A 14261-nucleotide genomic window follows, 5' to 3' on the forward strand; every position below is an offset into this window, starting at 1 on the left:
GTTGAAACTAGAACGTGTTCTAGTTTCGCATGGAACCGGTAGGCGGTCAAAGGTCCGTTGACCTGAACCGAGGTTGAGGACCCAGGATGGGGGCATGACACCGGACATCGCGGCCTACCTCGCTCGGATCGGCTATCAGGGGCCGGCTCAGACTATCCCCGGGTCGCTGCGCTCCAGCCCGGCGGAACCGACACTGGACACCCTGCACGCTCTGCACGCCGCGCACAACAGGTCCATCCCGTTCGAGACTCTGGACCCGGTGCTGGGCACGCCCGTCGTCGACCTCGGCGCGACCGCCCTGGTCGACAAACTGGTGCACCGCCGCCGCGGAGGGTACTGCTACGAACAGAACGGGCTGTTCGGCTACGCGCTGGAGGCCCTCGGGTTCGGAGTGGACCGGCTGGCCGGACGAGTCGTGTGGATGGGCGAGTTCGATGCATCGCCGCCGGCGGCGTGGGATGCGCCGATGCCGGCAATGACGCACAACGTGCTGGCGGTCACCGTCCCCGGCGTCGACGGGCGGTTCCTGGCCGATGTCGGATTCGGCGGACAGACGCTGTCCTCGCCGATCCGCCTGGAAGCCGGGCCGGTGCAGCAGACCCGCCATGAGCCCTACCGGATCGTCGACGCCGGTGCGGGCACCTTGCGACTGGAGGCGCAGATCCGCGATCGGTGGGAGCCGCTGTATCTGTTCACCGACGAGCCGAGACGCCTCATCGATCTGGAGGTCGGCAGCTGGTACGTCTCGACCTACCCGAAGTCCGGCTTCGTCGTCGGGCTGTCCGTCGCCCTGGTCACCGACGATGCGCGCTGGAATCTGCGCGGCCGCCACCTCGCCATCCACGCCGCGGGCGGCACCGAGAAGATCCGGCTGAACTCCGCCGCCGACGTGCTCGACCAGCTCACCGGGCGGTTCGGGATCGACCTGGGCGGGCTCGGTGACGTGGAGGCCCGGGTCAGTCAGGTGCTGGATTCGTGACGATCACGGTGAGCTGATCAGCACGTCCCACGGGTCGGCGGCGTCGAGCACCAGCCGGCCCAGGCGCCGGGCGTGGGACGCGGTGCTGCCGAACTCGTCGGACCAGCTGCGTGCCCGCATGGTCGCCGACCACAACTGGTGCTCGATCGTGACGCCGATGGCGCCGTGCAACTGATGGGCGATGGTGGTCACCGGGGTGACGGCGCGGCCGACGGCGATCTTGGCGATCGTCACCGCGTAATCGGACCTGGCGTCGGCGAACCCGTGGTCGGCCACCGCGGCGGTGGCCAGGTCGGTTGCCGCCCTGGCCTGTTCGATCTCGCCCGCCATGGCGGCCAGTGAGTGCTGCACGGCCTGGAACTTGCTCAGTGCCCGGCCGAACTGCACCCGCTCGGACGTATGCGCGACGGTCAGCTCCAGCGCAGAGTCGAAGGCACCGACGATCTGCACGCACCGGGCCCACGCACCGCGGCGCACCAATTCGTCATCGGCGGCCGGATCCAGCCGGGTCAGCCCGTCTGTGCCGTACCGCAGCGTGCCGCGAGGCTCACCGGCCAGGTTGTACCCGAGGGTGACCTCGGGGTCGTCGAGCAGGCCGACGTGCAGTCCGTCGGGTTCCCGGGCGGCCAGGACGACGGCGGCGTCCGACGGCCACGGCACCTCGCGGGCGGCACCTGCCGCGCCGATCGCCACCGTGAGCGGGCCGGCCGGGACGTCCAGCCCCGCCTCGCCGGCCAGCCAGCCTGCCAGCAGATCGGTCTCGGCGACCGGCACGGCGGCACCGTGGCGGGCCAGCCCGGCGAGCACGATGGCGGCCTCACGCGGTCCCGCGCCCTGCTCGGTGGTCAGCCGGGTCAACCCGGACTCGTCGAGAGTGCGCCACAGGTCGGCGTCGAAGACCTCGGGCAGCCGGCGCTTGCCGAACCGGGCGTCATAGGACCGCCGGCCGATGTCAGCGACCAGCTGCTTCAGCTCATCCAACTCGCTCATCGCACTCCCAGGCCGCGGGCGATCACACCGCGCAGCACCTCGTTGGTCCCGCCGCGCAGCGTGAACATCGGCGAATGCCGGCGTGCGGTGTCGAGGATGGCACGCAAGTCCGCGTCGTCATCGACGTAGTCCAGCAGGTCCGCGCACAACTCCACCGACTGCTGCTCGAAACGCGTCCCCAGGTCCTTCACCAGGGCGGCCCGTGTCGCCGCGTCCTGCCCGTCCGACAGTGCCCGGGCCACCGACACCGACAACTGCCGCAGCGCCGTCACCCGGCCCATCAGGTCGCCGACCTCCGCGGCGGTGCGGTCATCGACCTGCTGGGCGCCGAGCGCCCTGATCACCCCGAAGATCAGGATCGCGGTGGACAGGATGCGCTCCGGGCCGCTGCGCTCGAAACCGAGCTCGGCGGTCACCTGATGCCAGCCGTCGCCCACCTCACCCAGCACGTCGGCGTCACCGACCGCGACATCGTCGAAGGTCACCTCGTTGAAGTGGTGGTGACCGTCGAGCGTGATGATCGGGCTGATGGTGATGCCGGGGGAATCCAGCGCGACGATGAACTGGCTGAAGCCGGCGTGCCGGTGTTCGGGATCCAGCGGGCTGGTGCGGGCCAGCACGATCGCGAAATGGGCGCGGTGCCCGCCGCTGGTCCACACCTTGGTGCCGTTGAGCACCCAGCCCCCGTCGGTGCGGGTGGCGCGGGTGGCGGTCGCGGCCAGGTCCGAGCCGGCGCCGTGTTCGCTCATCCCGATCGCCGAGTACAGGCTGCCGGTGGCGATCCCGGGCAGCAGCCGCTTGCGCTGCTCTTCGCTGCCGTAGCTCAGCAGTGACGGCGCGACCTGACGGTCGGCGAACCAGTGTGCGGCCACCGGGGCACCCGCCCCGAGCAGTTCCTCTGTCACGACGTAACGGTGCAGGAAGCCCAGCCCGTGACCGCCGTACTCGGTGGGGATGGTCAGCCCGACGAAACCGGCATCGGCCAGCCGTTCGCTGAAACCGGCGTCCCAGCTGGTCAGCCAGGAGTCGATCTCGGGCTGCCAGCCGAAGCTCTCCCGGTCGGCGTGCACGAACCGCCGAACCTCCAGGCGTAGGTCGGCCAGGTCACCGTCGTTGGCGCACAGCGCATCGAATTCACTCACCGGTTCCGGAGTCTAGTTCCCGTGGTCCAGCAGGAAATGTCATGTCGCCGGTCGGGGGTTGCCGCGATACTCGGAAGCTGTGAGTGTTCCGCCGAATGGGCCGCGCCGGGATCGGCTCCGTGAGTTGCTCGACTCGGTGGTGGACAGCGGAAACACCGACGTCGCCGGTATGGCCCGCAGCAGCTTCGCCTCGGAGTTTCACTTCTCCCGGGAGGTCAGCCGGCTCACCGGCGAACCGCCTGCCGCGCTGCGTCGCCGCGTGATGCTGGAGCGGGCGGCGTGGCGGTTGCAGCGCGGGGAAGGGGTGGCCGCGGTCGCCCTCGACGAGGGATGGTCGGCGCCGGAGGTGTTCTCCCGCGCGTTCCGGCGCGCCTTCGGGGTCCCGCCGTCGCAGGCCACCGATGTCGGGTTCCGGCTACCCGCCCCCAACGGGATGCATTTCCATCCACCGGAATCGTTGTGGCTGGACAGCCCCGGGGATGCGCAGCGCCCCGATATCTCGCTGCTGATGATCGCGCACGACATCGCCGATACCGCGGCGCTCATCGGTGCGGCCGCCGGATTGTCGGAAACGCAATGGAACGAACCGGTTTCACCGGGGCAGGTGATCCTGGACTGGGACGGCGAAGAGCCCAGCGTCGCGGCGGTGCTCGGCGCGCTGGTGTGGACCAAGGAGGTCTGGCTGGCCAGCATCGAGGGGCGCGACCAGCCCGTCCGCCCCGGTATCCGCGCGGCCCCGCGGTTGGCCGCCGACCACGACGAGGTGTCGGCGCGCTGGACGGCGATGGTGCGCGACTACGGCGAGCAGGGCCGGCTGACCGACACCGTGATCGACGCGCTGTGTGATCCGCCCGAGTCCTTCCAGCTGTACGGCATCATCGCGCATGTCCTCACCTACTCGGCGCATCGCCGAGAAGTGGTGCGCGCCATGCTGATCCGCCATGGAGTCCAGGTGCACCGTGGCGACCCACTCGAATGGATGCGAAGGGACTGACATGAAGACGATCTACTTCACCGCTTCCACGCTGGACGGATTCATCGTCGATGAGGCGGACAGCCTGGACTGGCTACTGACACGCGATTTCGACCCGAACGGACCGTTCGGTTACGAGGCCTTCGTCGCCGAGGTCGGGGCGCTGGCCATGGGGTCGTCGACCTACGAGTGGATCGTGAAAAACCAACCGGGCCAGTGGATGTACACCCAGCCCAGCTGGGTTCTCACCAGCAGGCCGGGGATCGTGCAGGACGGTCACCCGGTGCAGACGTTCGACGGCGACATCGCCGGCCTGCACGCCGAGTTGCTGGCCGCCGCGGGAGACAGAGATGTCTGGGTGGTCGGCGGCGGTCGGACCGCCGCGCAGTTCGTCGCGGCCGGCCTCGTCGACGAGATGGTGGTCACCTACGCACCCTGCACGCTGGGCGCCGGGGCGCGGCTACTGCCGATACGCTCGGAATGGGTGCTGACAGACGTGGACCGCAACGGTGAATTCGTCTGCGCGCGCTGGCGCAAGGCCGGTTAAGCGGCGCGCGACGACCGGAACTGCCGGTTCAGACGGTTCAGCAGGACGACGGGGAGCGGGCGATCACCCAGCCGTCGGGTGAAGCGACGGCCGGCGACGTTGAGCTCGATGAGCAACATCGGTGCCCCTCCTGTCTGTGGGTTCAAGCATAAGGAATGAACGCCGAGGTCGGCATCCGGTATTCCGGCGTATCCGCAGGTCGTCGGTGAACAACTGATGAACACCCGACGCGGGGCGGCACTCACAGCTATTCGAATCGGTGGAACCTCGGCCGGTTGCGGGATTATTCTCACCCGCATGGGGCACTACATTTCCAACGTCCGCGACGTCGAATTCAACCTGTTCGAGGCGCTGAACATCGACAAAGCGCTGGCAACCGGTGACTTCGGCGAGCTCGATGGTGCCTCGGTGCGCGAGATGCTCAGCGAAGCCGCCCGGCTGGCCGAAGGACCGTTGGCCGAGGCGTTCGCCGAAACCGACCGCAACCCACCCACATTCGATCCGTCGACGCACACCGTCAGCTACCCAGAACCTTTCAAGGCCGCGCTGCGGGCATGGCAGGACGGCGAGTGGTTCCGGGTCGGTCTCGACGAGGCCGTCGGTGGTCTGCCTGCGCCGGCGATGCTCACCTGGGCAATCGCGGAGTTCGCGCTGGGCGCGCAGCCCGCGGCCTACATCTGCCACTCCGGGCCGGTACTCGCCGACATCATCCATGGCCTCGGCAACGCACAGCAGAAGCACTGGGCGTCGCTGATGGCCGAACGCAACTGGGGCGGCACCATGGTGCTGACCGAACCGGATGCCGGCTCCGATGTCGGTGCGGGACGTACCAGGGCCGTCGAGCAACCCGATGGCTCGTGGCACCTCGACGGCGTCAAGCGCTTCATCACCAACGGTGACACCGGCGACGTCTACGAGAACATCGTGCACGCCGTGCTCGCGCGGCCCGCCGGAGCGGGCCCGGGCACCAAGGGATTGTCGCTGTTTTTCGTGCCGAAGTTCCACTTCGATCCGCAGACCGGTGAGATCGGTGAGCGTAACGGGGTTTACGTCACCAACCTGGAACACAAGATGGGGCTCAAGGCGTCTGCCACCTGCGAGCTGACGTTCGGGCAGCACGGCACACCCGCCGTCGGCTGGTTGGTCGGCGATGAGCACAGCGGTATCGCCCAGATGTTCAAGGTCATCGAGTACGCGCGAATGATGGTGGGTACCAAGGCAATCGCGACGCTGTCCACGGGTTACCTGAACGCCCTGGAGTACGCCAAGACCCGCGTACAGGGCGCGGACCTCACTCAGATGACGGACAAGACCGCGCCCCGGGTGACGATCCTGCACCATCCGGACGTGCGCCGTTCGCTGCTGACCCAGAAGGCATACGCCGAGGGCCTGCGCGCGCTCTACCTGTACACCGCGGCTCACCAGGACCCGAGCGTGGCGGCGATCGTGTCCGGGGCGGATGCCCGGATGGCCGAACATGTCAACGATCTGTTGCTGCCGATCGTCAAGGGTTTCGGGTCCGAACGGGCCTACCGTTACCTCACCGATTCGCTGCAGACGTTCGGCGGATCGGGTTACCTGCAGGACTATCCGATCGAGCAGTACATCCGCGACGCCAAGATCGACTCGCTGTATGAGGGCACCACCGCGATCCAGGCGCAGGACTTCTTCTTCCGCAAGATCGCCCGCGACCAGGGCGCGGCGTTGTCACACTTGCTCGGTCAGGTGCAGGCGTTCCTGGACAAGGACTCCGCGCGAACCGAGATCGCGGATGGCAGAGCGGCTTTGGCTGCGGCCGTGGCCGATGCGCAGGGCATGGCCGGTGCGATGATCGGCTACCTTGTCGGTTCCCAGCAGGAGCCTCGCGAGCTGTACCGGGTCGGACTGGCCTCGGTGCCGTTCCTGATGGCGATCGGTGACCTGCTGATCGGCTGGCTGTTGCTCGAGCACGCCGAGATCGCCCTCGATGCGCTCGACGAGGGCGCACCCGATCGCGACCGCGCCTTCTACGAGGGCAAGGTCGGCGCGGCGGAGTTCTTCGCCCGGCACATCCTGCCGCGGCTGTCCTCGGATCGGGCCGTCATCGAATCGATGCGGCTGGGTGCGATGGACCTGCCCGAGGCGGCCTTCTGATCTTCCGGCGAAACTCGCGTACCCGGGGTGATCCGGGCCAGCGGAACCCCGGGTACGCGAGTTTCGCCGAACGGGCCTCAGCGGATCGACACCAGCTGATCGATCGAATCCTGGGGGAGATCGCCGTCGACGACCGCGGTCACCGTCGCGCTGTTGAGGGTGATGGAGCCCTTGTGGTTGTCCAGGAACGCCGTGTCCGCGGCGTCGCGTCCCGTGGCGATCCGCACCATGCTCTGTCGGGGCGCCAGGCAGGTCGCGTCGACCACCCGCCACTGCCCTTCGACGAAGGCCTCGGCGACGGCGTGGAAGTCCATCGGTGAGCACCCGGGCGCGTACACCGCGACCAAGCGCGCCGGCACGTTCACCGCGCGGAGCAACGCCACCACCAGGTGGGCGTAGTCGCGGCACACCCCCGCGCCGGCCAGCAGGGTGTCCGCGGCGCCGTCGATGGGGTCGCTGGAGCCGGGCACGTAACTCAGCCGGGTACCCACCCAGGAGGACACCTTCTCCAGCAAGGTGGCCGAGTCGGCGTACTGCCCGAATTCGGTTGCGGCGAAACCGAAGAATTTGTCCGCTTCGGCGTACCTGCTGGGCCGCAGGTAGGTGGACAGGTCGACATCGGCCACCGGTGCGGGGTCGGCGTGACCGATCACCGTGGCCGAATAATCCACGGTGAGGTTGCCCTCGGGCGCATCGAAGATATGGATCCGGGTGCCATGCGCGCTGGACATCTCGCGGGCTTGGATCTCCTTGCCGTCCAACAGGAACGACAGCGATTCGGTTACCTCGGCACCAGGGTGCGGAGCCACGGCGATCTGGAATTCTAGGGTCGTCGGCGCGGTGATGTCCACGTCGAGTTCGGCTCTCACGTCACGTTTCATTGCTGGTGCTTTCTCTGGTAAGTCTGACGGCCGTGTCTACCCGGCGCGCGCATCGACGAAACTGTGATCCGCAGCGCACCTCCACCCAACGACTCCCGCGAGCAACGTAAATGGCCCCAAAACCAGGTGGTTTTGGGGCCATTTGTGTCTGCTCGCGCAGAAAGGTTGTGGCTACTCCGGGGTGTAGCCGAACGGCAGCAGCACGCTCTTGGATTCGCAGTAGCCCGAGATGCCTTCCGGGCCACACTCACGGCCGATGCCGGAGTTCTTGTACCCACCGAACGGCGCGCCCGCATCGAAGGCATACATGTTGATGCCGTATGTGCCGGTGCGGATCTGCTTGGCGATCTCGATGGCCTTGGCGTAGTCGGTGGTGTACACCGAACCGGCCAGCCCGTACACCGAGTCGTTGGCGATGCGCACCGCGTCGGCCTCGTCATCGAAGGGGATGACCACCAGGACGGGTCCGAAGATCTCCTCCTGGGCGATGGTCATCGAATTGTCCACATCGGCGAACACGGTGGGCTGCACGAACCAGCCGCTGTCCAGGCCCTCGGGCCGCCCGCCGCCGGTGACGATGCGCGCGCCCTCGTCGACGCCCTTCTTGATGTAACCCTCGACGCGCTCACGCTGCTTCTCCGAGATCAGCGGGCCGATCATGGCGGCGGGGTCATCGGGGGTGCCGGCCTGCATCCCGGCTGCCGCGGCGGCGACCTTTTCGACGACCTCGTCGTAGCGTGACCGCGGGGCCAGGATGCGGGTCTGGCCGACACAGGCCTGCCCGGAGTTCATCAGGCCCGAGAAGATCAGCATCGGCAACGTCGAATCCAGGTCGGCATCCTCCAGGATGATCGCCGCGGATTTGCCGCCGAGTTCCAGCGTGCACGGCTTGAGCTTCTCGGCGGCGATCTTGCCGATCTCCTTGCCGACCGCGCTCGACCCGGTGAAGGTGAACTTGTCCAGTGCCGGGTTGTCGGTCAGCGCGCGACCGGTCTCGACACCGCCGGGCACCACGGAGAGCACGCCCTCGGGCAGACCGGCCTCGGCGAACACGTCGGCCATCAGGTTGGTGGTCAGCGGGGTCTCGGCGGCGGGCTTGAGCACCATGGTGCAGCCGGCCAGCAGGGCCGGGCCCAGCTTGTTGGCGGCCAGGAAGAACGGCACGTTCCAGGCCACGACGGCGCCGACCACACCGATGGGCTCCTTGAGCACCAGGGTCTGGCCGTAGAGGCCGTCACGGATGTCCTGCCACGCGAACTTGTCGGCACCGGTGGCGTAGAACTGCAGCGTCGACATGGCCGCGCCGTACTGCATCATGTCGACGATGGTCTGCGGCTGGCCGGTCTCCAGCTTGAGCAGATGCTTGAACTCCTCGGCGCGGGCCTCGATGAGCTCGACGGCCTTGGCGAGGACCGCCTCGCGCTCCTTCGGGGACATCCGCGGCCACGGGCCCTCGTCGAATGCCTTGCGGGCTGCGGCGCACGCGGCGTCCACATCCGCCTTGGCGGCCAGCGGAACCTGGCCGACCTTCTGCTCGGTGGCGGGGGAGAAGACCTCGATGACCTCCGAGGTCGACGGTTCGACCCACTGACCACCGATGAACAGCTTGTCCCACGTTGTTTTGAACGCCGTCTGTGTCATGGACGTCACATTACCCAGAAACCGGGGAAACGAGAACCTGTTGCAGTTCAGGGCTGCAGGACCAGCACCAGATTGCTCACCGTGAATTCCCGCACGCCCGGCACCGACGTCATCCACCAGGCCCATCGAGGGTGGTAGCGGGGAAAAGCGGCGACCAGCGCGCCGGTGCTGGCGGCCCAACGCAACCCGTCGGCCGCCGACACCGCGAACAACGACGATCCGTAGTCGTTCTTGGGCCGGTGCCCGTGTTTGCGGGCGTACCGGTCGGCCGCCCTGGCCCCGCCCAGGTAGTGCGTCAATCCCATCTCGTGCCCGCCGAACGGACCCAACCACACCGTGTAGGACAGCACCGCCAGGCCGCCGGGCCGGGTGACCCGCAGCATCTCGTTGCCCAGCAGCCAGGGGCTGCGCACATGCTCGGCCACATTGGAGGACAGGCAGATGTCCACGCTGTCGTCGGCGAACGGCAGTGCGGTGCCGGATGCCCGGACGAAAGACCCGCCACCCGGTTCGCCGGCGGGACCTGCGTGCATTTCGCCGGGGTCCGGTTCGACGCCGATGTAGTGCATCCCGGCGGCGGTGAACGCGGACGCGAAATAGCCGGGACCGCCGCCGACGTCCAGTGCGGTGCGCCCGGCGGGGGTGGTGGCGTGCAGCCCCGTCCACAGCTTTCCGACCATGTCGACGGTGTCGTCGGCGAGCGCGCCGTAGAACCGGGCGGGGTCGGATTGTTCGTACCGGAACGCGCTGAGCAGGCGGACCGATCGACTCAGGGTGGCTCGGCGGGCGAAGTCACGGGTGGGCCGCACCCGGTCAGCCTAGGCGTTGCGCCGAGGCCTGCCGGCGCGCCCAGGCGTTGCCGGCGGGGCGGTTAGGCTGGGCGACGTTATGCCCCGAGCTTCCCGTGACCCCCAGGTGCAGCGTGTGCTGTTGCTGGGCTGGCGCGACACCGGGCATCCGCAGGGCGGTGGCAGCGAGGCCTACCTGCAGCGCATCGGCGCGCAACTGGCCGCCTCGGGGGTGGCGGTCACCCTGCGTACCGCCCGCTACCCCGGCGCCCCGCGCCGCGACAGCCTCGACGGGGTGACGGTCAGCCGCGCCGGCGGGCCCTACTCGGTGTATGTCTGGGCGGGGCTGGCGATGGTGGCCGCGCGGGTCGGACTGGGTCCGCTGCGACGCGCCCGGCCGGACGTCGTCATCGACACCCAGAACGGAATCCCCTTCCTGGCCCGGCTCGCCTACGGCAGGCGCTCGGTGCTGCTGGTGCACCACTGCCACCGGGAGCAGTGGCCGGTGGCAGGGCGGCGCACCGGCCGGTTCGGCTGGTTCGTCGAATCGCGGCTGTCGCCGGCCATGCACCGGCGCAATCAGTACGTCACCGTGTCGCTGCCCTCGGCGCGCGAGCTCACCGACCTGGGGGTGGCCCCCGGACAGATCGCGGTGGTGCGCAACGGCGTCGACGAGGCGCCGCAGGCATCGCTGACCGCGCGGCGCTCCGCCACCCCGCGGGTGGCGGTGCTCTCCCGACTGGTGCCGCACAAGCAGATCGAGGACGCCCTGGACGCGGTGGCGGTGCTGCGCCGCCGGATCCCGGACCTGCACCTCGACATCGTCGGCGGCGGCTGGTGGGAGCAGCGGCTGGTCGACCACGCCGCGGCGCTCGGGATCGCCGATGCCGTCACCTTCCATGGCCACATCGACGACGAAGTCAAACATCATGTGGTGCAACAGAGTTGGGTGCACCTGATGCCGTCGCGCAAGGAGGGCTGGGGGCTGGCCGTCATCGAGGCCGCCCAGCACGGCGTGCCGACGATCGGCTACCGCAGCTCCGGCGGGTTGACGGACTCTGTCGTCGACGGTGTCACCGGGTTGCTGGTGGACGGCCCCGACGACCTGGTCGACGGTCTGCGCCGGCTGCTCACCGACCGGGTGCTGCGCGACGAACTGGGCGCCAAGGCGCGGACCCGCAGTGCGGAATTCTCTTGGGTGCTCAGCGCGGACGCGATGCGCACCGTGCTGGAATCGGTGCACGCGGGACGGTTCGTCAGCGGCGTCGTCTGACCAACCGGTGCGCCGAAACTGTATTCCAGACGGAGAATTGCGAGCACACGCCTTCAGGAACGCAGTTTCGGCAAGTGCAGTGAACGGCGGCGGGTGATCAGCGCGCCCACCCCGGCGCCGGTCAGGATCACCAGCCACAGCACGTGCGCGGCGATCAACAGGCCCCGCCCCGAGGCCGCCGGTGCCGTGCCGCCGACGTCGTACAACGCGATATCGCCGTCACGGTAAGCCACCGGCAAATCCAATGCGCCCGAACCTGATTCAACGACCACCCAGCCGATCCCGGCATCGGTCAGCTCACGTTGGGACGCCCCCTCGAGCAGCAGCCGGGTCGCCTCGCGGCCGCGCGCACCCTCGCCGGGCACCGTCTGCCCACCGATCACCAGGTCGCCGCTGCCGAGCACCTCCGCGGACACCCAGCGCGGCAGCGGGTCGAGCACCGGAGCGTCACCGGCCCAATCGAATTGGCGCATGCTGTCCGGTGGCAGCACCGCCACCGGTCGGGGGTCCGCATTGATCATCGCGGCAACCGTCGTCCAGCCCGCCGGGTAGGTCACCGAACGCATCTGCCCGCCCACACCCCAGGCCAGATCGGGCAGCACCGCGATCAGGGCCACACAGCCCACCACCGCCGCCGAACGGCCCAGCCGCGCCACCCCCGCGGCGGCCAGCGCATAGCCAGGGACGGCCAACGCCACCCACTTCTGCCCGTCACGGAGCAACCCCAGCCCCGGCACGGCCCGCATCACCGCTTCCAGCGCCGCCATCCCGGGTCCGGTGGCCATCGCCGCGGGCAGCGCCACCGCGAGGACGGCGAGCACCAGCAGTGGGCGGGCCTGCGGGCGGCGGATCGCCGCCGGTAGACCCGCGCACACCACGGCCAGCAGCACCACGGTGGCCAGCAATGCGAAAAGTGTGGTGCGTGAACCGGGTACGGCCTGCGCATTCCACATCCCGCCGAGTCCGGCGAGGCTGCCCAAGGTGCCCAGCCCGGGTTCGGCGCGGGCCGCGAACGCCGCCACCCCGGCCCCGGCCGTCGAGGCGAGCGAGTCCGCCATCACCGCGGCCACCAGCCAGGGCGCTGCCGCGCCGGCCGCCACCGCCGAGGTGATCGCGATATCGCGCCACCCCCGGCAGCACACCAGCGCGACGACCGCGGCCAGCAACAGCCCGGTCGGCGTCAGGCCCGCCAGCGCGATCCAGAACGCGAGCGGCCAGTACCGGCGTTGCAGCATCATCGTGGCCACCCAGGGCAGGCAGCCGTAGCCCACCAGCAGGCTCCAGTGCCCCTGCAGCAGCCGTTCGGCCACATACGGATTCCAGATGGCCACCGTGGCCGCGACGCACTGGCCCGCCACCCCGACGTCGGGCAGCACGTGGGCGACCAGTCGCGCCGCGCCCCAGCCGGCCAGCCACAGCCCGCCGATCAGCAGCAGCTTCACCAGCACGCCGCCGTCGATCACCCGTGAAAGCAGCGCGACCACGAAGTCCTGCGGCAGCGCACGCGGGGCGGCCTGGGTCAGACCGAGCGCGGCGTCGGAGAGATGGGAGCGCGGCGTGGAGACCGCGTCCCGCAACAGCAGATATCCCGGCGCCAGCAGCGGTGCGGTGACGACCAGCGTCAGGACGAGCGAATATGCAGGCCCGATCCACCGCCGGTGGGCGGTGGCCGGTGATGCAGGGGCGGTCAGACCGGTCGGTCCGGCGGCAGGTCGGTGGGCCGTCGGGTGGGGATTTTCTCGGTCTGCGCCTCGGCGGCGGGCATCGGCCCGGATTCGTCGTCGCGCCGGCCGAAGAAGCCGCGGTCCGATCCGTCCAGACCGGGATCGATCAGCGCGGACTCGGCCCGCAGTGCGAACGAGCCCAGCAGCACGCCGCCCACCAGGGTCACCAGACCCAGCGCGGTGAAGGTGATCGGCAGGATCCGGCTCCACAACGCCAGATGGTCCGATTCGTCACGCGCGGCGGCGACCTGTGCCTCGACCGTTTCCTCGGTCGAGGTCACGGTGTAATCGGCGAACGTCACCTCGGGCCTGAGCGCATCCCGCGCGTAGTAGTGGTACCCGTGTTCCTTGGCCCGCACGATGGTGCCGGTGACCGGGTCGACCCAGAAGGTGCGCTGCGCCGCGTAGTACCGCGTCATGGTGACCGGATCTTCGGGATCCTCGGCTTCCACGCCCCACAGCGACGCCCGCGCGGTCACTTCGGCGTCCTCGTCGTTGTCGTACAGCGACGCGTACTTGACCGGCTCGACCAGCTTGCCGTCGGCGTCGTAGCCGACGTTCTGGGTGAACCGGAAGGCGGTCAGCCCGTTGACGTCTTCCTCGCCGTCGTAGTTGGCGTCGAAGGCCTGCTGCGCGATCGGATCGAAGTACGGGTAGGTCTTCTTCTCGGTGTCGAACGGGAAGCGGTAGGACAGCCCCTCGTGCGGCAGCGCGACGTTGGTCGGCGGGTTGTCGTCCTCGATGGAGCGCGGCTTCTGCACCGCACCGCCGGGATTGGTGTCGCTGGACACCGCGAGCGCGCTGGAGCGGTCCAGCGTGACGGTATCGACCAGCGCCAGCAACAAACCCTCGTCCTGCTGTTTGTCGGTGCGTCGCAGCGAGCTACCGACCTGCAGGGTCACCACGTCGGCGTTGGCCGGAGCCTCCACGCTCAGCTGCTGCTGAAGGGCCACCGGGACGTTCTCGTCGATGACGAACGCATCCCCGGAGGACAGTGACGCCGGATCGAGCGCGGTGCCGGTGCCCTCACTCATCAGGTCGGCGTCGAGATCGAGCGGGATCTTGGCGATCTTGCCTTGGGTGTATGTCGAGAGCAGCAGGGCTGCGATCAACAGGGCAGCACCCAGCCCCAGAAGTCCACATGCGGCAATTCGCAGGGCGACGGCGCGGTTCAACCCGTGCTCCCTTCG

At 69.0% G+C, this 14261-nt stretch carries 12 protein-coding genes; 5 read left to right on the forward strand and 7 right to left on the reverse strand.

All coding sequences use genetic code 11. The features are described 5' to 3' along the window. Nucleotides 1-94: 94 nt before the first annotated feature. Nucleotides 95-979: an arylamine N-acetyltransferase gene (locus tag C6A86_RS01040; protein ID WP_105361678.1), complete on the forward strand. Its 885-nt coding sequence runs from the start codon at nucleotides 95-97 to the stop codon at nucleotides 977-979. Between the two features lie 3 nt (nucleotides 980-982). On the opposite strand, the gene C6A86_RS01045 is transcribed toward C6A86_RS01040, so the two are convergent. Next, nucleotides 983-1969: an acyl-CoA dehydrogenase family protein gene (locus C6A86_RS01045; protein ID WP_105361679.1), complete on the reverse strand. Its 987-nt coding sequence runs from the start codon at nucleotides 1967-1969 to the stop codon at nucleotides 983-985. Next, on the reverse strand, nucleotides 1966-3111 hold the full coding sequence (locus C6A86_RS01050; protein WP_105361680.1) for an acyl-CoA dehydrogenase family protein: 1146 nt from the start codon (nucleotides 3109-3111) through the stop codon (nucleotides 1966-1968). Before C6A86_RS01050 ends, C6A86_RS01045 begins: the two co-directional genes overlap by 4 nt. A gap of 79 nt (nucleotides 3112-3190) precedes the next feature. Here C6A86_RS01050 and C6A86_RS01055 point away from each other — a divergent pair, with 79 nt between their 5' ends. From C6A86_RS01055 to C6A86_RS01065, 3 genes are all read left to right on the forward strand, one after another. Then, on the forward strand, nucleotides 3191-4105 hold the full coding sequence (locus C6A86_RS01055; protein ID WP_311100992.1) for a helix-turn-helix domain-containing protein: 915 nt from the start codon (nucleotides 3191-3193) through the stop codon (nucleotides 4103-4105). Nucleotide 4106: 1 nt separating this feature from the next. After that, nucleotides 4107-4631, forward strand: coding sequence for a dihydrofolate reductase family protein (locus C6A86_RS01060; protein ID WP_105362787.1), 525 nt, complete (start codon nucleotides 4107-4109; stop codon nucleotides 4629-4631). A gap of 297 nt (nucleotides 4632-4928) precedes the next feature. Beyond that, nucleotides 4929-6764, forward strand: a complete 1836-nt coding sequence (locus C6A86_RS01065; protein ID WP_105362788.1) for an acyl-CoA dehydrogenase — start codon at nucleotides 4929-4931, stop codon at nucleotides 6762-6764. 77 nt (nucleotides 6765-6841) lie between these two features. Here C6A86_RS01065 and C6A86_RS01070 read toward each other — a convergent pair whose 3' ends face one another. The 3 genes from C6A86_RS01070 to C6A86_RS01080 form a co-directional block, all read right to left on the reverse strand. Then, entirely contained in the window at nucleotides 6842-7645 is an 804-nt protein-coding gene (locus tag C6A86_RS01070; protein WP_105362789.1) for a transglutaminase family protein, read from the reverse strand. Between the two features lie 171 nt (nucleotides 7646-7816). After that, complete coding sequence (locus C6A86_RS01075) at nucleotides 7817-9286, reverse strand: aldehyde dehydrogenase (protein ID WP_199196142.1); 1470 nt, start codon at nucleotides 9284-9286, stop codon at nucleotides 7817-7819. A 47-nt stretch (nucleotides 9287-9333) separates the two neighbouring features. Then, nucleotides 9334-10095, reverse strand: coding sequence for a class I SAM-dependent methyltransferase (locus C6A86_RS01080; RefSeq protein ID WP_105362791.1), 762 nt, complete (start codon nucleotides 10093-10095; stop codon nucleotides 9334-9336). A 79-nt stretch (nucleotides 10096-10174) separates the two neighbouring features. On the opposite strand from C6A86_RS01080, the gene C6A86_RS01085 reads away from it, so the two are divergent. Then, on the forward strand, nucleotides 10175-11347 hold the full coding sequence (locus tag C6A86_RS01085) for a glycosyltransferase family 4 protein (protein ID WP_105362792.1): 1173 nt from the start codon (nucleotides 10175-10177) through the stop codon (nucleotides 11345-11347). A gap of 53 nt (nucleotides 11348-11400) precedes the next feature. Here the strand turns inward: C6A86_RS01085 and C6A86_RS01090 are convergent, their stop codons facing one another. Together C6A86_RS01090 and C6A86_RS01095 are read right to left on the reverse strand one after the other, a co-directional pair. Continuing rightward, complete coding sequence (locus C6A86_RS01090) at nucleotides 11401-12996, reverse strand: hypothetical protein (protein ID WP_199196143.1); 1596 nt, start codon at nucleotides 12994-12996, stop codon at nucleotides 11401-11403. Between the two features lie 38 nt (nucleotides 12997-13034). Next, nucleotides 13035-14246 (reverse strand): DUF3068 domain-containing protein, encoded by a 1212-nt coding sequence (locus C6A86_RS01095; RefSeq protein WP_105362793.1) that lies wholly within the window; start codon nucleotides 14244-14246, stop codon nucleotides 13035-13037. Nucleotides 14247-14261 lie beyond the last annotated feature (15 nt).

It is taken from the genome of Mycobacterium sp. ITM-2016-00316 (genome assembly GCF_002968335.2).
Taxonomy (GTDB): Bacteria; Actinomycetota; Actinomycetes; order Mycobacteriales; family Mycobacteriaceae; genus Mycobacterium.

Coding starts and splice junctions, on each gene's coding strand:
- C6A86_RS01040 (WP_105361678.1), top strand. CDS start 95: ATGACACCGGACATCGCGGCCTACCTCGCTCGGATCGGCTATCAGGGG.
- C6A86_RS01045 (WP_105361679.1), bottom strand. CDS start 1,969: ATGAGCGAGTTGGATGAGCTGAAGCAGCTGGTCGCTGACATCGGCCGG.
- C6A86_RS01060 (WP_105362787.1), top strand. CDS start 4,107: ATGAAGACGATCTACTTCACCGCTTCCACGCTGGACGGATTCATCGTC.
- C6A86_RS01065 (WP_105362788.1), top strand. CDS start 4,929: ATGGGGCACTACATTTCCAACGTCCGCGACGTCGAATTCAACCTGTTC.
- C6A86_RS01070 (WP_105362789.1), bottom strand. CDS start 7,645: ATGAAACGTGACGTGAGAGCCGAACTCGACGTGGACATCACCGCGCCG.
- C6A86_RS01075 (WP_199196142.1), bottom strand. CDS start 9,286: ATGACACAGACGGCGTTCAAAACAACGTGGGACAAGCTGTTCATCGGT.
- C6A86_RS01085 (WP_105362792.1), top strand. CDS start 10,175: ATGCCCCGAGCTTCCCGTGACCCCCAGGTGCAGCGTGTGCTGTTGCTG.